The organism is Vibrio plantisponsor, assembly GCF_013041605.1.
In the GTDB taxonomy this organism is placed as follows: Bacteria; Pseudomonadota; Gammaproteobacteria; order Enterobacterales; family Vibrionaceae; genus Vibrio; species Vibrio plantisponsor.
The window spans coordinates 1-18,730 of the sequence record NZ_JABEQC010000020.1; the positions used below are offsets into that span (position 1 = coordinate 1).

The 18,730-nt window shown below is 44.7% G+C and carries 15 protein-coding genes; 13 read left to right on the plus strand and 2 right to left on the minus strand.

All coding sequences use genetic code 11. The features are described 5' to 3' along the window. The 9 genes from HKI82_RS19285 to rpoC form a co-directional block, all read left to right on the plus strand. Positions 1-78 (plus strand): EF-Tu C-terminal domain-related protein (locus tag HKI82_RS19285; protein ID WP_076665185.1); only part of this gene is annotated, 78 nt, incomplete at its 5' end. Between the two features lie 238 nt (positions 79-316). Then, positions 317-694 (plus strand): preprotein translocase subunit SecE, encoded by a 378-nt coding sequence (gene secE, locus HKI82_RS19290; protein WP_102943116.1) that lies wholly within the window; start codon positions 317-319, stop codon positions 692-694. A gap of 12 nt (positions 695-706) precedes the next feature. After that, positions 707-1,255, plus strand: a complete 549-nt coding sequence (gene nusG / locus HKI82_RS19295) for a transcription termination/antitermination protein NusG (RefSeq protein ID WP_102943115.1) — start codon at positions 707-709, stop codon at positions 1,253-1,255. A 185-nt stretch (positions 1,256-1,440) separates the two neighbouring features. Further along, complete coding sequence (gene rplK / locus HKI82_RS19300) at positions 1,441-1,869, plus strand: 50S ribosomal protein L11 (protein WP_042490185.1); 429 nt, start codon at positions 1,441-1,443, stop codon at positions 1,867-1,869. Positions 1,870-1,873: 4 nt separating this feature from the next. Then, positions 1,874-2,575, plus strand: coding sequence for a 50S ribosomal protein L1 (gene rplA, locus HKI82_RS19305; protein ID WP_102943114.1), 702 nt, complete (start codon positions 1,874-1,876; stop codon positions 2,573-2,575). A gap of 282 nt (positions 2,576-2,857) precedes the next feature. Then, on the plus strand, positions 2,858-3,346 hold the full coding sequence (gene rplJ / locus HKI82_RS19310) for a 50S ribosomal protein L10 (protein ID WP_102943113.1): 489 nt from the start codon (positions 2,858-2,860) through the stop codon (positions 3,344-3,346). A gap of 59 nt (positions 3,347-3,405) precedes the next feature. Next, complete coding sequence (gene rplL, locus HKI82_RS19315) at positions 3,406-3,774, plus strand: 50S ribosomal protein L7/L12 (protein WP_102943112.1); 369 nt, start codon at positions 3,406-3,408, stop codon at positions 3,772-3,774. A gap of 231 nt (positions 3,775-4,005) precedes the next feature. Further along, positions 4,006-8,034, plus strand: coding sequence for a DNA-directed RNA polymerase subunit beta (rpoB, locus tag HKI82_RS19320; protein WP_102943111.1), 4,029 nt, complete (start codon positions 4,006-4,008; stop codon positions 8,032-8,034). Positions 8,035-8,121: 87 nt separating this feature from the next. Further along, complete coding sequence (gene rpoC / locus HKI82_RS19325; protein WP_171138909.1) at positions 8,122-12,324, plus strand: DNA-directed RNA polymerase subunit beta'; 4,203 nt, start codon at positions 8,122-8,124, stop codon at positions 12,322-12,324. Between the two features lie 97 nt (positions 12,325-12,421). Here rpoC and rsd read toward each other — a convergent pair whose 3' ends face one another. Then, a complete protein-coding gene (gene rsd / locus HKI82_RS19330) occupies positions 12,422-12,910 on the minus strand; it encodes a sigma D regulator (RefSeq protein WP_102943109.1) in 489 nt (162 codons plus the stop codon). A 151-nt stretch (positions 12,911-13,061) separates the two neighbouring features. Between rsd and nudC the strand changes: the two genes are divergently transcribed. The 4 genes from nudC (at position 13,062) to HKI82_RS19350 (ending at position 17,086) form a co-directional block, all read left to right on the plus strand. After that, the gene (nudC, locus tag HKI82_RS19335; RefSeq protein ID WP_390632175.1) at positions 13,062-13,880 is read left to right on the plus strand and encodes an NAD(+) diphosphatase; all 819 of its coding nucleotides are present in this window, start codon (positions 13,062-13,064) and stop codon (positions 13,878-13,880) included. A 310-nt stretch (positions 13,881-14,190) separates the two neighbouring features. Further along, positions 14,191-15,273, plus strand: coding sequence for a uroporphyrinogen decarboxylase (gene hemE / locus HKI82_RS19340; RefSeq protein WP_102943107.1), 1,083 nt, complete (start codon positions 14,191-14,193; stop codon positions 15,271-15,273). Between the two features lie 99 nt (positions 15,274-15,372). Beyond that, positions 15,373-16,008, plus strand: a complete 636-nt coding sequence (locus HKI82_RS19345; protein WP_102943106.1) for a TetR/AcrR family transcriptional regulator — start codon at positions 15,373-15,375, stop codon at positions 16,006-16,008. A gap of 118 nt (positions 16,009-16,126) precedes the next feature. Continuing rightward, positions 16,127-17,086 carry a DHH family phosphoesterase gene (locus HKI82_RS19350; protein WP_171138910.1) on the plus strand — a complete coding sequence of 320 codons (960 nt, stop codon included), beginning with the start codon at positions 16,127-16,129 and terminating at the stop codon, positions 17,084-17,086. A 335-nt stretch (positions 17,087-17,421) separates the two neighbouring features. On the opposite strand, the gene HKI82_RS19355 is transcribed toward HKI82_RS19350, so the two are convergent. Next, positions 17,422-18,564, minus strand: a complete 1,143-nt coding sequence (locus HKI82_RS19355; RefSeq protein WP_171138911.1) for a murein hydrolase activator EnvC family protein — start codon at positions 18,562-18,564, stop codon at positions 17,422-17,424. Positions 18,565-18,730: the final 166 nt, after the last annotated feature.

An 18,730-nucleotide genomic window follows, 5' to 3' on the forward strand; every position in this document is an offset into this window, starting at 1 on the left:
GATGAAGGTCTACGTTTCGCGATCCGCGAAGGTGGCCGTACAGTTGGTGCTGGTGTTGTAGCTAAAATCTTTGAATAAGATTTGACGTGACACTAGTAAAAAGGGCATCATTTGATGCCCTTTTTATGCGCTGTATTAAGCATTAGCTAGTTTTTTATACAAGCGAGTGTGAAAACAGGACTATTTGTTAAAGAATTTAGCTCTTTAACAAATAAAAAAGAGAGTGCATTGAGGTATTTTCCTTGATGTTATGGATTTGCCCTGCAGCAGCGGGGTTGTTGTCGTCTATAGTAAGACTTGTGTGACAGGTTGGTTTATGAAAGCAAATGCTGAAGCTCCTGATAGCTCAAACGCAGCAGATACATTTAAGTGGATTGTCACTTTTGCTCTGCTAGCTGCCGCTGTTGTGGGTAATTACCTGTATGGTGAATTGTCTGTAGTGATTCGCGCTGCAGGTGTAATCGTGTTAATTGCCGCTGCGCTAGGCGTCGCTGCAACAACATCAAAAGGCAAAGCCGCAATTAGTTTTGCACGTGAATCACGAATGGAAGTTCGTAAAGTTGTTTGGCCTACACGCCAAGAAACGATGCAAACAACACTAATTGTGTTAGCGGTAAGTATTGTAATGGCTCTAGTACTTTGGGGCATTGACGGAATTATGGTTCGTCTAGTGGCCTTTGCTACTGGGGTATAGAGGGTTTAATACATGAGTGAAGCTCCAAAAAAACGCTGGTATGTAGTTCAAGCCTTCTCTGGCTTTGAAGGTCGCGTAGCACAATCTCTACGTGAACATATCAAGATGCACAGCATGGAAGATCTATTCGGTGAAGTGCTTGTCCCAACTGAAGAAGTTGTTGAGATGCGCGCGGGTCAACGCCGTAAGAGTGAACGTAAATTCTTCCCTGGTTACGTGCTTGTGCAAATGATCATGAATGATGAATCTTGGCACTTAGTACGTAGCGTCCCTCGTGTAATGGGCTTCATTGGTGGTACATCTGATCGTCCAGCGCCAATTACTGATAAAGAAGCAGACGCGATTCTGAATCGTCTTGAGAAAGCGAGCGAAGCTCCACGTCCTAAGACTATGTTTGAAGCGGGTGAAGTGGTTCGTGTTAACGAAGGTCCATTTGCTGACTTTAACGGTACTGTTGAAGAAGTGGATTACGAGAAGAGCCGCCTGAAAGTGTCTGTATCGATCTTTGGTCGTGCTACACCAGTTGAGCTTGAATTTGGTCAAGTTGAAAAGATTGACTAAAAAAACACCTTTTAGGCTTGTTTAAGGCGCGAATGCTAGCTATAATTTCGCGCCTTTTTACAGGTCTTTATACCTTTTCTAGGTTCTCGTAATTTAGAAATTAGGTTAAATAAACCTCTAATGGTTTTGTTACTTCGGGGAGCTGATTGTTAATTAGCGTTTGAACCCAAAATTTAGGAAATATCATGGCTAAGAAAGTTGAAGCTTATATCAAGCTGCAAGTTGCAGCGGGTATGGCTAACCCAAGTCCACCAGTTGGTCCTGCTCTAGGTCAACGTGGTGTGAACATCATGGAATTCTGTAAAGCGTTCAACGCACGTACAGAATCTATCGAGAAAGGTCTACCTACTCCAGTTGTTATCACTGTATACAGCGACCGTTCTTTCACGTTCGAAACTAAGACTCCACCTGCAGCAGTTCTTCTTAAGAAAGCAGCTGGTATCAAGTCTGGTTCTGGTCGTCCAAACACTGAAAAAGTGGGTACTATCACTGACGCTCAAATCCAAGAAATCGCAGAAACTAAAGCTGCTGATATGACTGGTGCTGACATCGAAGCGATGAAGCGTTCTATCGCTGGTACTGCTCGTTCAATGGGCCTAGTGGTAGAGGGTTAATATAATGGCAAAACTAACTAAGCGTATGCGTACAATCCGCGAGAAAGTGGATGTAACTAAAGAGTACGAAATCAACGAAGCTGTTGCTCTTCTTAAAGAACTAGCAACTGCAAAATTCGTAGAATCTGTTGACGTTGCTGTTAACCTAGGTATCGACGCTCGTAAATCTGACCAAAACGTACGTGGTGCAACTGTACTACCACACGGTACTGGTCGTGATATCCGTGTTGCTGTATTCACTCAAGGTGCTAACGCTGAAGCTGCTAAAGCTGCGGGCGCTGACCTAGTGGGTATGGATGACTTAGCTGAGCAAGTTAAGAAAGGTGTTATGGATTTCGACGTAGTTATCGCATCTCCAGATGCAATGCGCGTTGTAGGTCAACTTGGTACCATCCTTGGTCCACGTGGTCTAATGCCAAACCCTAAAGTTGGTACTGTAACACCTAACGTTGCTGAAGCGGTTAAGAACGCTAAAGCTGGTCAGGTTCGTTACCGTAACGACAAGAACGGTATCATCCACACTACTATCGGTAAGGTGTCTTTCGAAGCTAACCAACTACAAGAGAACTTAGAAGCTCTACTAGTTGCGCTTAAGAAAGCAAAACCATCTTCAGCGAAAGGCGTTTTCGTGAAGAAGGTAAGCATCTCTACTACTATGGGTGCTGGTGTTGCTGTTGATCAGAATACTCTGAACACTCAAGCATAATGCATTTGCTTAGGCGCAAAATTTGTGTATAATTTTGCGCCTAATATTTGTGGTTGGGGCTGAAGCCCGATTCTCTGAATCAGTACTCAGTCTCCGTCCAAGACCGTAGGCGTTATCACTTGATAACTTAATACAACCTACGTAGATGGTGCCCGAACCTGACAGAAAGATTTCATTTTTTATTTTAAAGAATGGGTTACCTTTCTTCTGGAACTGCACCTAATAATCTCTCACTGTTGTGACAATAGTGAGTGGTGTAATATCAACCAGGAGTAATCCAAGATGGCTTTAAACCTTCAAGACAAACAAGCAATTGTTGCTGAAGTCAACGAAGCGGCCAGTGGTGCACTTTCTGCAGTTGTAGCTGACTCTCGTGGTGTACAAGTTGCTGCGATGACAACTCTACGTAAACAAGCTCGTGAAGCTGGTGTTTACCTAAAAGTTGTTCGTAACACACTTGCGCGTCGCGCTGTAGAAGGCACAGCTTACGAATGTCTACAAGACGTATTCGTAGGTCCAACTTTGATCGGCTTCTCTAACGAGCACCCAGGTGCTGCAGCGCGTCTTTTTAAAGACTTCGCTAAAGAGAACAAAGCATTCGAGATCAAAGCTGCTGCATACGAAGGTTCTATCACTGACGTTGAAGTACTAGCGACACTACCAACTTACGACGAAGCAATCGCACGCCTAATGATGTGCATGAAAGAAGCTTCTGCTGGCAAATTGGTACGTACTATCGCTGCTATCCGTGATCAAAAAGAAGCTGCTTAATTGCCTTGCTTTTTACTGGTTGCAAAATAAACTTATTGTTGACTTAAAAGAGAATTGTTATGTCTATTACTAACGAGCAAATCCTAGACGCAGTTGCAGAAATGTCTGTAATGCAAGTTGTTGAACTAATCACTGCAATGGAAGAGAAATTCGGTGTTTCTGCTGCTGCTGCAGTTGTAGCTGGTGGCGCTGCTGCTGGTGCAGCTGTTGAAGAGCAAACTGAATTCAACGTAATCCTAGCTGCTGCTGGTGCGAACAAAGTTGCTGTTATCAAAGCAGTACGTGGCGCAACTGGCCTAGGTCTTAAAGAAGCTAAAGCTCTAGTTGACGGCGCTCCAGCTCCTCTGAAAGAAGCTGTTTCTAAAGAAGAAGCTGAAGCACTGAAGAAAGAGCTTGAAGAAGCTGGTGCAACTGTTGAAGTTAAGTAATTATTACTTAATTTCTTAGCCGCAAGGCTAATGGCTGGTGGTTTAATAACCACCGGCCTTTTTGCGCTGTAGGGTATGGGCGAATTTTCCCGCTGTTTAAGCGTCCCATATTCATGCAAAAAGCGGAAGTCGAACTGACAAACCGTCACTACAGTAAACAGCGATTTAGTCACTGTCCTAAACCTTTAAGGTGGACAGTTTGGGTCACTTATCAGCGAGCTGAGGAACCCCATGGTTTACTCTTATACCGAGAAAAAGCGCATCCGTAAGGACTTTGGTACTCGTCCACAAGTACTGGACATTCCATACCTGCTATCGATCCAGCTCGATTCATTCGATAAATTTATCGAACAGGATCCTGAGGGACAATACGGTCTTGAAGCTGCTTTTCGTTCTGTATTTCCAATTCAGAGCTACAACGGCAATTCAGAGCTGCAATACGTTAGCTACCGTCTTGGTGAGCCAGTTTTTGACGTTAAAGAATGTCAAATCCGTGGTGTAACTTATTCAAAACCACTACGCGTAAAACTACGCCTTGTGATTTTTGATAAAGACGCGCCAGCAGGTACTGTCAAAGATATTAAAGAACAAGAAGTCTACATGGGTGAAATTCCACTCATGACAGATAATGGTACCTTTGTAATTAATGGTACCGAGAGGGTTATCGTATCCCAGCTGCACAGAAGCCCAGGCGTATTCTTCGACAGCGATAAGGGTAAGACCCACTCTTCAGGTAAAGTTCTATATAACGCACGTATTATCCCTTACCGTGGTTCATGGTTGGATTTCGAGTTCGATCCAAAGGATAACTTATACGTACGTATTGACCGTCGTCGTAAACTGCCAGCATCGATCATTCTCCGTGCTCTAGGTAAGACGACTGAAGAGATCCTTGATATCTTCTTCGAAAAAGTAAACTTCGAAGTGAAAGACCAAACTCTTATGATGGAGTTGGTGCCTGAGCGTCTACGTGGTGAAACTGCTACGTTTGACATTGAAGCTAATGGCAAGGTCTATGTAGAGAAAGGTCGTCGCGTTACGGCTCGTCACATCCGTCAACTTGAAAAAGATGGCGTTGATTTCATTGAAGTACCAGTTGAATACACAGTTGGTAAAGTATCTTCTAAAGACTACATCAATGAAGCGACTGGCGAGATCATCATCGCTGCGAACCAAGAAATTAGCCTAGAAGCTCTTGCGAACCTATCTCAAGCGGGATACAAAAAACTAGAAGTTCTATTTACGAACGATCTAGACCACGGTCCATTCATGTCTGACACTATCCGTGTTGACAGTACAACTGACCGTATTTCTGCGCTTGTAGAAATCTACCGCATGATGCGCCCTGGCGAGCCGCCAACGAAAGAAGCGGCTGAAACGCTATTTAATAGCCTATTCTTCTCTGAAGAACGCTACGATCTATCTACTGTAGGTCGTATGAAGTTCAACAGCTCAATCGGTCGTGAAGACGCTGGTGAGCAAGGCACTCTTGATGAAACAGATATCATCGAAGTGATGAAGAAGCTTATCGCGATCCGTAACGGTATTGGCGAAGTGGACGATATCGACCACCTTGGCAACCGTCGTATCCGTAGCGTAGGCGAAATGGCAGAAAACCAATTCCGTGTTGGTCTTGTACGTGTTGAACGCGCAGTTAAAGAACGTCTAAGCCTAGGCGATCTAGACAACGTGATGCCACAAGATCTGATCAATGCGAAACCAATTTCTGCTGCTGTTAAAGAATTCTTTGGTTCTTCACAGCTTTCACAATTCATGGACCAGAACAACCCGCTTTCAGAAGTAACGCACAAGCGTCGTATTTCTGCATTGGGCCCTGGTGGTTTGACTCGTGAACGTGCTGGCTTCGAAGTACGTGACGTACACGTAACTCACTACGGTCGTCTATGTCCTATCGAAACGCCTGAAGGTCCAAACATCGGTCTTATCAACTCTCTATCTGCGTTTGCACGTTGTAACGAGTACGGTTTCCTAGAAACTCCATACCGTCGTGTAGTAGATGGCGTTGTAACTGACGAAGTTGATTACCTATCAGCTATCGAGGAAGGTCAATTCGTTATCGCTCAGGCGAACGCGAAACTGACTGAAGAGAGCACTTTTGCTGACGAACTGATCACAGCTCGTCAAAAAGGTGAATCAGGTCTTCACCCTCGTGAACACGTTGACTACATGGACGTTGCTACAAACCAAGTAGTATCTATCGCTGCTTCGCTTATCCCGTTCCTAGAACACGATGACGCGAACCGTGCATTGATGGGTGCGAACATGCAACGTCAGGCAGTTCCAACGCTAAGAGCAGACAAGCCTCTAGTTGGTACTGGTATTGAACGTAACGTAGCGGTTGACTCAGGTGTAACTGCGGTTGCTAAACGTGGTGGTGTTGTTCAGTCTGTGGACGCATCTCGTATCGTTGTTAAGGTTAATGAAGAAGAGTTGGTACCAGGCGAAGCGGGTATCGATATCTACAACCTAACTAAGTACACACGTTCGAACCAAAATACATGTATCAACCAGCGTCCATGTGTGATGCCGGGTGAACTAGTAGCTCGCGGTGACGTAATCGCTGATGGTCCATCAACTGACCTTGGTGAACTTGCTCTTGGCCAGAACATGCGTATCGCATTCATGCCTTGGAACGGTTACAACTTCGAAGACTCGATCTTAGTTTCTGAGCGTGTTGTTCAAGAAGACCGCTTTACCACTATCCACATTCAAGAACTATCTTGTGTGGCTCGTGATACTAAGCTTGGTGCTGAAGAGATCACTGCGGATATTCCAAACGTAGGTGAAGCTGCTCTATCTAAATTGGATGAGTCAGGTATCGTTTACATTGGTGCAGAAGTTAAGGGTGGCGACATCCTAGTTGGTAAAGTAACACCTAAAGGTGAAACTCAGCTAACTCCTGAAGAGAAGCTACTACGTGCGATCTTCGGTGAAAAAGCTTCTGACGTTAAAGATACTTCACTACGTGTGCCTAACTCTGTTGCTGGTACGGTTATCGATGTACAAGTCTTCACTCGCGATGGCGTAGAGAAAGACAAACGTGCACTTGAAATCGAACAAATGCAGCTGAAAGAAGCGAAGAAAGACCTTACTGAAGAGTTCCAAATTCTTGAAGGTGGTCTGTTTGCACGTGTTCGTTCTCTGCTACTTACAGCAGGTTACAGCCAAGCTAAAGTTGAATCTATCGACCGTAAGCAATTGCTAGAACAAACGCTAGAAGACGACGAACTACAAACTCAGCTAGAGCAAATGGCTGAACAGTACGACGAACTGAAAGCTGACTTCGACAAGAAATTCGAAGCTAAGCGTCGCAAGATCACTCAAGGTGATGATCTAGCACCAGGCGTACTGAAGATCGTTAAAGTTTACCTAGCGGTGAAACGTCGCATCCAACCGGGTGATAAGATGGCGGGTCGTCACGGTAACAAGGGTGTAATCTCTAAGATCAACCCTGTTGAAGACATGCCTTACGATGAAACTGGTCAGCCAGTAGATATCGTACTTAACCCACTGGGTGTACCTTCGCGTATGAACATCGGTCAGATCCTAGAAGTTCACTTAGGTCTGGCGGCTAAAGGTATTGGTGACAAGATCAACCAAATGATTAAGGAACAGCAAGAGCTTGCTAAGCTGCGCGAATTCCTACAGAAGGTTTACGATCTTGGTGAAACTCGTCAGAGCGTCGACATTGCTTCTATGAGCGATGAAGAAGTACGCGTACTGGCTGGTAACTTACGCAACGGTCTACCGATTGCGACACCAGTATTTGATGGCGCGAACGAAGCTTCAATCAAAGAACTATTGTCACTAGCAGACCTTCCAACGTCTGGTCAGCTGACACTGTTCGATGGTCGTACAGGTGATGCGTTTGAGCGTCCTGTAACTGTTGGTTACATGTACATGCTGAAACTGAACCACCTTGTTGATGACAAGATGCACGCTCGTTCTACGGGTTCTTACAGCCTTGTTACTCAGCAACCACTTGGTGGTAAAGCTCAGTTCGGTGGTCAGCGTTTCGGTGAGATGGAAGTATGGGCACTTGAAGCATACGGTGCTGCTTACACGCTACAAGAAATGCTAACAGTTAAGTCGGATGACGTTAACGGCCGTACTAAGATGTATAAGAACATCGTAGATGGCAACCACAGCATGGAACCTGGCATGCCAGAATCGTTCAACGTATTGTTGAAAGAGATTCGCTCGCTAGGTATCAACATCGAGCTAGAAGACGAAGAGTAATTCGTTTCTCGACAGAGAAATGTGATTATCTGGTAGAAAGCAGCTGGCGTTTGGCTGGCTGCTTTTAACTCCTTACAGGAGCTGATTGTGAAAGACTTATTAAACTTTCTAAAAGCACAGCATAAGACCGAAGAATTTGATGCAATCAAAATCGGTCTGTCTTCACCAGACATGATTCGTTCATGGTCTTTTGGTGAAGTTAAAAAACCTGAGACGATTAACTATCGTACGTTCAAACCTGAGCGTGATGGTCTGTTTTGTGCGCGTATTTTTGGCCCAGTAAAAGACTACGAATGTCTTTGTGGTAAATATAAGCGACTAAAACACCGTGGTGTTATCTGTGAGAAGTGTGGCGTTGAAGTTACACAGACTAAAGTTCGTCGTGACCGTATGGGCCACATCGAGCTTGCATCTCCAGTTGCTCACATCTGGTTCCTAAAATCTCTACCATCTCGTATCGGTCTATTAATGGATATGCCGCTACGTGATATCGAGCGCGTTCTTTACTTCGAAATGTACGTAGTAACAGAACCAGGCATGACTGATCTTGAAAAAGGTCAAATGCTGACTGAGGAAGAGTACCTAGACCGCCTAGAAGAGTGGGGTGATGAATTCTCCGCTAAGATGGGTGCTGAGGCGATCAAAGATCTATTAAGCTCAATGGACCTTCATGCAGAAATCGAACAGATGCGTGAAGAGCTAGATACGACTAACTCAGAAACTAAGCGTAAGAAAGTAACGAAGCGTTTGAAGCTAGTTGAAGCATTCGTAAGTTCAGGTAACAAACCTGAGTGGATGATTCTGACTGTACTTCCAGTGCTTCCGCCAGATCTACGTCCTCTAGTACCACTAGATGGCGGTCGTTTTGCGACTTCTGATCTGAACGATCTATACCGTCGTGTTATTAACCGTAACAACCGTTTGAAACGTCTTCTTGAGCTTGCGGCTCCAGACATCATCGTACGCAACGAAAAACGTATGCTACAAGAGTCTGTTGATGCGCTTCTAGACAACGGTCGTCGCGGTCGCGCGATCACAGGTTCGAACAAGCGTCCTCTGAAATCTCTTGCTGATATGATCAAGGGTAAACAAGGTCGTTTCCGTCAGAACCTTCTAGGTAAACGTGTAGACTACTCTGGCCGTTCTGTAATCACAGTAGGTCCATACCTTCGTCTGCACCAGTGTGGTCTTCCTAAGAAGATGGCACTTGAGCTATTCAAACCATTTATCTACAGCAAGCTAGAGACTCGTGGTCTTGCGACTACAATCAAAGCAGCTAAGAAAATGGTAGAGCGTGAAGAAGCTGTTGTATGGGATATCTTGGATGAAGTTATCCGTGAACACCCAGTGCTACTTAACCGTGCACCAACACTTCACCGTCTAGGTATCCAGGCATTTGAACCTGTACTTATCGAAGGTAAAGCGATTCAGCTACACCCACTAGTGTGTGCGGCGTATAACGCGGACTTCGATGGTGACCAAATGGCGGTGCACGTGCCTCTAACTTTAGAAGCACAGCTAGAAGCTCGTACTCTGATGATGTCGACAAACAACATTCTGTCGCCAGCGTCAGGTGATCCGATCATCGTACCTTCTCAGGACGTTGTATTGGGTCTGTACTACATGACTCGTGAGAAGATCAACGCGAAAGGTGAAGGCATGTACCTTGCTGGCCCAGAAGAGGCTGAGAAGGCTTACCGCACTAAGAGCGCTGAGCTACACGCACGCGTTAAAGTACGTATTACAGAAACCGTTGTTGACGAAGATGGTAACAGCACAACAGAAACTAAGATGGTAGACACTACTGTCGGTCGTGCAATGTTGTGGCAAATCGTACCTGCAGGTCTTCCTTACAGCATCGTTAACCAAAAGCTAGGTAAGAAACAAATTTCTAACCTACTTAACGAGGCATACCGTAAGTTAGGTCTGAAAGATACTGTAATCTTCGCTGACCAAATTATGTACGCTGGTTTCGCTTACGCAGCACTTTCAGGTGTATCTGTTGGTATCGACGATATGGTTGTACCACCTGCGAAATACACTGAAATCGCTGAAGCGGAAGAAGAAGTACGCGAAATTCAAGAACAGTTCCAGTCTGGTCTTGTAACTGCGGGCGAACGCTACAACAAAGTGATCGATATTTGGGCATCGACCAACGATCGCGTAGCAAAAGCGATGATGGAGAACCTTTCATCTGAAATGGTTATTAACCGTGACGGTGAAGAAGAGAAGCAAGAGTCATTCAACAGCATCTATATGATGGCTGACTCAGGTGCTCGTGGTTCTGCAGCTCAGATTCGTCAGCTAGCAGGTATGCGTGGTCTGATGGCTCGTCCAGATGGTTCAATCATCGAGACGCCAATCACTGCGAACTTTAAAGAAGGTCTAAACGTACTTCAGTACTTTATCTCAACGCACGGTGCTCGTAAGGGTCTTGCGGATACAGCATTGAAGACAGCGAACTCTGGTTACCTAACACGTCGTCTAGTAGACGTTGCTCAAGACGTAGTAGTTTATGAGCACGACTGTGGCACCCACGAGGGTGTAGACATGATGCCTCACATCGAGGGTGGTGACGTTAAAGTTCCGCTAACTGAACTTGCGCTTGGTCGTGTGGTTGCAGAAGACATTCTGAAACCAGGTACAGAAGAAGTTCTAGTTCCTCGTAACACGCTTCTTGATGAGAAATGGTGTCAGGTTCTAAACGACAACTCTGTTGACCGTATTAAAGTACGTTCAGTAGTAACCTGTGACGCAGACTTCGGTTGTTGTGCACTATGTTACGGTCGTGACCTAGCTCGTGGTCACCTAGTGAACCAAGGTGAAGCAGTAGGTGTTATCGCTGCTCAGTCTATCGGTGAACCGGGTACACAGTTAACGATGCGTACGTTCCACATCGGTGGTGCAGCATCTACGGCAGCAGCAGAGAACAGCATCCAAGCTAAGAACACTGGTTCTGTTAAGCTACACAATGCTAAGTTCGTAATTAACAAAGATGGCAAGCTAGTAATCACATCTCGTGCATCTGAGCTAACTATCATTGACGAATTTGGTCGTACCAAAGAGAAGCACAAACTTCCTTACGGTTCATTGCTAAGCAAAGCAGATAACGACGCAGTTGAAGCTGGTGAAACAGTAGCAAACTGGGAAGCGCACACATTGCCAATCATCACTGAAGTGGCAGGTCGCATCCAGTTCGTAGACATGATCGATGGCGTAACCGTTTCTCGTCAAACAGATGACCTAACTGGTCTATCTTCAAGCGAAGTAACGGATGCAGCAGCTCGTCCAGCAGCAGGTAAAGATATGCGTCCAGCTATCAAACTTGTGGATGAGAAAGGTAACGATGTAGTGATCCCTGGTACAGATATGCCAGCTCAGTACTTCCTACCTGGTAAAGCTATCGTGAACATCGAAGATGGCGCTGAAGTGAATGTGGGTGATACTCTTGCTCGTATTCCTCAGAAATCTGGCGGTAACCGAGATATCACGGGTGGTCTACCTCGCGTAGCAGACCTATTTGAAGCTCGTAAGCCGAAAGAGCCTGCAATCCTTGCTGAGTACACAGGTACTGTGTCGTTCGGTAAAGAGACTAAAGGTAAACGTCGTCTAGTTATCACTCGCGACAGCGGTGAAGTTTACGAAGAGATGATTCCTAAGCATCGTCAGTTGAACGTGTTTGAAGGTGAGCGTATCGAACGTGGTGATGTGATCGCAGATGGTCCAGAGTCTCCACATGACATCCTACGTCTACGTGGTATTCACGCTGTGACTTCTTACATCGCTAACGAAGTTCAGGAAGTTTACCGTCTGCAAGGCGTTAAGATTAACGATAAGCACATCGAAACCATCGTTCGTCAGATGCTACGTAAGTGTACAATTACTCACGCAGGTGACTCTGAGTTCCTACCTGGTGAGCAAGTTGAATACTCACAAGTTAAGATTGCTAACCGTGCACTAGAAGCAGAAGGCAAAGAGCCTGCACGTTTCGAACGTGAACTTCTAGGTATTACGAAAGCGTCTCTAGCGACAGAATCGTTCATCTCTGCGGCATCGTTCCAAGAAACGACGCGCGTACTGACTGAAGCTGCGGTATCTGGTAAGCGTGATGATCTACGTGGTCTGAAAGAGAACGTTATCGTTGGTCGCTTGATCCCTGCTGGTACTGGTTTTGCGTACCACCAAGATCGTCAATCTAAGCGTGAAGCTCAGAAAGAAGGTCCTTCAGCAGAGCAAGCTACAGATAACCTAGCTGCGCTACTGAACGCAGGTTTCTCTTCAGAAGAGTAATCGAACTATCGATATGAAAAAAGGCACCGAAAGGTGCCTTTTTTATTGGAGTAAATTTGTAATCAAAGAGAGTATAAGTTACTGAATCTAAGTTAATTTATGCGCCTGGTGGAATCGAAAGGCTATCAATGATGAGCTGTATCAGGTGATCTTCCAACTCAAATCGTGATTCTAAAATTTGCCCAACTTTAGAAAGATCTTCATCGAAAGTCTCTAACTCATCTTCTTCGCTTACAGCAGCATACTTATCGGTAAAGTTCAGTAGAGGATCGGTGGTTAAGATGATCTCCGCATAAGCTCGATTGATTTCGTCTGTAGCTTTAAAACCAGTCGATTGCCATTTGCTCATCACCATGTCGTAGACCTTGAAATGCCCTTCGGAAATATAGTCGACGATTTCCTGACAGAAATACTGAAGTTCTTGAGGTGAAGGGAGTTCCGAAACCGAGGCTTTAGAAGCACAAGGTTGAAGTGCAGCAATTTTGCAATATTCAACAACTACATGCTGTCTCTTCTCTAACCAATGATCGATAACGTCACTGGCTCCGCCCCATTGCTCTTGTGTTTGTTTGAATTTTTTTAGCATGGTCACGCCCTCAAGATAGAGCTATCGTAGGATAGACTGTCCTTTGCACATTCCGCTGTATGAGTAGGATACAGCCTGTTGTTTTCACGAGAGTTTATGTGTGGTAAACAAATAGAGACAAACTCTGGTATGAAATTAGATTGCCAGTAAAATGAACGAACTGCAAGCAACAGGAGTTTGTATGTTAAAAAATAGTGACCTCAAATCAGCTTATTGGTGTGTTGTTTCAGGAAGTGAACTTTGGACCATTGACGGAACCGTACCATTCGGCACGGCAAAGGATCTTGAACTGCCGATCGAAACCGCAATCGAAGTTGAACAATACAAGGGACATCCGGTTTATTGGCTGAATCACGGCGATCTCGATAAAGATCTTGAAATGACCTCCTTGCGTGAATTATTGGTTGTCGATGAAGCGTTATTTCTCGCCGCTAGCCGAGCAGTTCAGTATGGACACATGAGCCAAACGTTACGTTTTTGCCCACAGTGTGGTGGACGTAACCATCTCAACCATCGTGATCTGGCGATGCAATGTCAGGACTGCCGAACTCTTCATTATCCACGCATTTTCCCATGCATCATCGTTGCGGTGAGAAAAGAGAATCAGATTCTTCTGGCACAGCATCCACGACATCAAACGGGTATGTATACGGTGATTGCTGGGTTCTTGGAAGTCGGGGAAACCCTAGAACAGTGTGTGGCTCGCGAAGTATTGGAAGAAACGGGTATTAGCGTTAAGAACATCCGATACTTTGGTAGTCAGCCTTGGGCGTTTCCTTCCAGTATGATGATGGCATTTTTGGCTGATTTCGCTGGTGGTGATATTCGCCCTGATTATTCAGAGTTGAGTGATGCCCAGTGGTTTACCCCAAGTGAAATGCCGCCGGTCGCACCAAAAGGTACGATTGCCAGAGCGCTGATAGAACACACGGTTAACGCCATCAAAGATGAATATTCAACGTCGATATAATTAAAAAGCGAGAGAAAACAGGCAAAAAAAACCCTCCGGTGAGGGAGGGGGTAAGTAAGATGTCGTTATGAGATGTCGAGTACTGAGTACCCGTATATTATTGTAGTTTTCGCTAGCACCGAGATTTTAAACACTGTTTCAGTTTGCACGCAAATTAACCATTGATTTAAAAGTTAATAACATGATCTAGGTTGCAAAGCTCTGTTCTACAAACCGTAAATCTATGGTCAGTTGCAGGGAAATAAGTGATAGAATACGCGCCTAATTAATAAAGAAACTAAAGAAATAAGCCTAGAAGTTGGAAGCCAGAATGACAGAATTAAAGAACGACCGTTATCTTCGTGCTTTGTTGAAGCAGCCCGTTGACTGTACTCCAGTGTGGATGATGCGCCAAGCAGGGCGTTATTTGCCAGAGTATCGTGCGACACGCGCGCAAGCGGGAGACTTTATGTCCCTGTGCAAAAACGCAGAGCTAGCTTCTGAAGTGACATTACAGCCACTACGTCGTTTTCCTCTAGATGCTGCGATTCTGTTTTCAGACATTCTGACTATTCCAGATGCTATGGGTCTAGGGTTACGTTTTGCAGCTGGTGAAGGTCCGGTATTCGACCGTCCTATTACTTGTAAAGCTGATGTGGATAAAATCGGTCTGCCTGATCCAGAAGGTGAACTTCAGTATGTGATGAATGCGGTGCGCCAAATCCGCAAAGACCTTAAAGGTGAAGTACCTTTGATTGGCTTCTCTGGTAGCCCATGGACATTAGCGACTTACATGGTAGAAGGCGGCAGCTCAAAAGCTTTCACTAAGATTAAGCAGATGATGTACGCAGAACCAGCGACGCTACATGCCTTGTTGGACAAGCTTGCAGACAGTGTTATTGAGTACCTAAATGCACAGATTAAAGCGGGTGCGCAATCTGTAATGGTATTTGACACTTGGGGTGGCGTATTGACTCCTCGTGACTACAATCTGTTCTCACTGCAATACATGCATAAGATTGTTGATGGTCTGATTCGTGAAAACGAAGGTCGCCGAGTTCCTGTTACTCTGTTCACTAAGAACGGTGGTATGTGGTTGGAAAGCATTGCGGCAACTGGTTGTGATGCTGTTGGTCTTGACTGGACAATTAACATTGCTGATGCCAAAGCTCGTATTGGTGATAAAGTTGCGCTGCAAGGCAACATGGACCCATCGATTTTATACGCTCAGCCAGAACGCATTCGCCAAGAAGTTGCCTCTATTCTAGAAGGCTTTGGCCATGAAGGCACAGGTCATGTCTTTAACCTTGGTCATGGAATTCACCTGGACGTTCCGCCAGAGAACGCCGGAGTGTTTGTTGAAGCGGTACATGAGCTATCCAAGCCTTACCACAATCAGTCTTATAACAAATAATTGAATGACATACGAAGCGCTCATAATCGAGCGCTTTTTTTTTACTTTAGCTATCACTGATTTATACTGCGATAGAGTCAATTACAATCTGGCGAGCCAATGAAGACAAGAGACAGAATCGTTCACGCAGCTTTGGAGCTGTTTAATGAAAACGGTGAGCGCGCTATGACCACCAACCATATTGCTGCCCATCTGGAGATCAGTCCGGGTAATCTCTATTACCACTTCCGTAATAAACAAGAGATTGTACGAGAGATCTTCGCTCTTTATTCGAAAGAGCTGATTGAAAGATTTACACCGCTGCAAGGGCAATATGAAAGCTTAACGTTGTTAAAGCACTATCTCGATTCCATGTTCAACTTGATGTGGAAATATCGTTTCTTCTATTCAAACTTGCCTGAAATCTTACAGCGTGATGAGGAACTGCACGTTGAATACATCGCTTCTCAAGAGAAGTTGCATGTGAACTTAATCAATATCATGCAAAACTTCGTCGATATGGAGCTTCTTGATGTTGAAAAAGACGATTTGGAAACCTTAGTTACCTCATTGCATATGGTCTATTCAGGTTGGCTGGCGTATCAATCCGCAATGTCATTGAAAACCGAAATTACCGAGCAAGTGATTTATAAAGGCATGTTGCAAATGATCTCACTTGTTAAACCTCGTACCACTCCGCAAGGTTACGAACAGTTGCAACTGTTGGAAGATGGCATTCTCGCACTTCATGTTTAGAAGAGTGAGTTCAAAGCGTAGGGTTGAAAGGTGATGAGTTATAACCTTTCAATCTTGTTTATGAACAACGAACGCTGATAGTTTATTGATTAACCCCACTTTTAATGAATTATCAGCCATGCACTACGATGTTTTCAATGGTGATGCCGATGGCATCATCTCTCTTCTTCAGCTCAGGCTTGCTCAGCCTAAAGAAGCTCAGCTTGTTACGGGTGTTAAAAGAGATATTCAGTTGCTCGATAAACTGAATGTCAAAGCGGGCGATTCTCTCACTGTTCTTGATATCTCTATGCAGAAAAACAATGCTGGGTTGCTTGCGGCTCTGGAAGCCGGTGCTGATGTGTTTTATGCGGATCATCATCAGGCCGGTGAAATCCCTTCTCACAGTCAATTATCTGCTCACATTCATTTAGAACCAGATATGTGCACAGCTTTGATTATCGACAGGTTGTTAGAAGGCCGATTCCGTGAATGGGCGATTACTGCCGCTTACGGCGATAACTTGAATAGAGTAGCTGATGAATTGTGTAAAGAGCTGGGGCTAACACAACAAGAGTCAGAGCAACTTAAAGAGCTCGGCACTCTTATCAATTACAACGGTTATGGAAAGAGTACTGCTCAGCTGCATTTTTACCCTGAAAAGCTCTATCAAATACTGCTGGCTTATCCATCCCCGTTTGAGGTGATAAAAGATAAATCATCCCCTTTTTATCAACTAAAGGCGGCATATGAAGCAGATGTTGCTCAAGCTATCTCTGTCCCAAGTTTTTATGAGAGCCAAACTTTACGAGTATTTGAACTGCCAGATGAGGATTTCTCTCATCGTGTTAGTGGTGTGTATGGCAACTTAATTGCCAATCAATCGCCTTCTCAAGCTCACCTAGTATTAACTAAAATTGACGATAACAGCTTCGCGGTTTCTCTTCGCGCGCCATTAAACAATAAGCAAGGTGCGGGGCAGTTGTGCTCGCAGTTTGAGACTGGCGGAGGTCGGGAAGCGGCTGGTGGTATCAACCGTTTAGCCAAGCAGGAGCTATCAAGGTTAATTGATACGCTAGAAAGCTATTACGGAAAGTAAAACAGGAAAGCGATATCGCTTTCCTGTTTGATAGTTACTTGTTCAATAATCTATTGATCAAACGCTTAAGCGGCGTAGTTAATGGCATGTAACTGGTGAATTTGCGGCAAACTAAACTCGTTAGCTTCTTTATGTAAATGTACAAGTTATCCAAAGTCATAGATAAGCAGTATCTGACAATGCTTTAGCTTTGTACCTATTCGAAAAATGGCACAAGTAAGGATGAGGTTAATTAGTAACGATAACCAATAGGTATGGCTTATAAGTCGAGGCTAAATCAACGTCGAGATATCAATGGATACTGACGTTACAGAGTGGCCAGTTTGAGTAATATGTTAGCGGGTGAGCCAAGTGCGAGGGTTTTCAGCTCGGCTGTTGCGTCGAACTTCAAAATAGAGGCTAGGTCGTGATTGACCACCGGTATCGCCAGCCAGCGCAATGGTTTCACCTGCGGTAACCTTATCGCCCTCTTTTTTCATCAAGGACTGATTGAAACCATATAAAGTCATATCGCCTTTACCGTGATCTAACAGGACGACTAAACCATAACCTCGAAGATATTCCGCAAATACAACCGTACCCGGATAGACAGCCGTGACGGCTTGACCATAATTGGCGGATATCACAATACCTTTCCAATCGACCTGACCGGTTTGACGTTCGCCAAAATTATGCAAAACGGAACCTTTAATTGGCCAAGCTAGTTTGCCTCGTTGCTGGCTTATCCCATCCATAGGGATGGCGTTGCGTTTCGCTGCTTTAGCAATTTCTGCTTTCAGACGAGTTTCATTACGTTGCAACTCAGCAAGATATACTTTGTCGCCTGAAATGCTCTTCTGAATCTTACTGACTGTGCCTTTACGCTGAGATTGGGTCTTTGCTAGCTGATCACGTTTTTGGGTTTGTTCTTCTAACAACGAGGCTATTTGGTCCCGTTCTAGCTGTATCTGTTTCTGGCTTTCTTCGAGCTGTTCTCTGGTCTGTTTCAGCGCTTGAATGGTCTCACTACGTGCTTTGGCTAAATGTTGGAAGTATTGACTGATACGGTCTTCTTCCACGTTGTTGTTGAGTAAGTTGCCGTTTGCGGTGGAGTTTTTAGTGATGTAATAAGTCTGAAGCAGTTGTTCTAACTTATCAGCTTGCTGTGTGCGCTTTGCTTCGAGTTCTTTTATTTTCGCTTGAAGTTTACTGATGTTTTGATTTGCTGACGTTAGGTTTCTTTTGGTGTCTTTGATCTGCTTTTCAAGATTCGAAATATTGATCTCTTGTTGTTTGAGAGATTGTTGTAATTGATCAAGCTGGCTCTGTTGTTTGGTTAGCTCTTGCTTCTGGCGAGATATTTCCCCCGTTACGCCTTTGAGTTCTTGCTGTGAAGCGGCAAAAACATTGGATACAGACAAAACAGAAAAACAGAAAAACAAAGTCACTGTCATGTGGACGAGGTTGTGCTTTAGGTAGTGTCGTAACGTGATTGTCATGTGGGGAATATGTTCGCCAATAGATTCAATGAGTAACCAGTATACTCAAAGAGTGGAATGAGGCGAGTGCCGGATGCAAAAACTTTGTCATAGTATTTGCCTTATAGCGAAATTTGGCGATAAAAAAGCCCTAACTGGGTTAGGGCTTTCACAATCACTTCGCAAG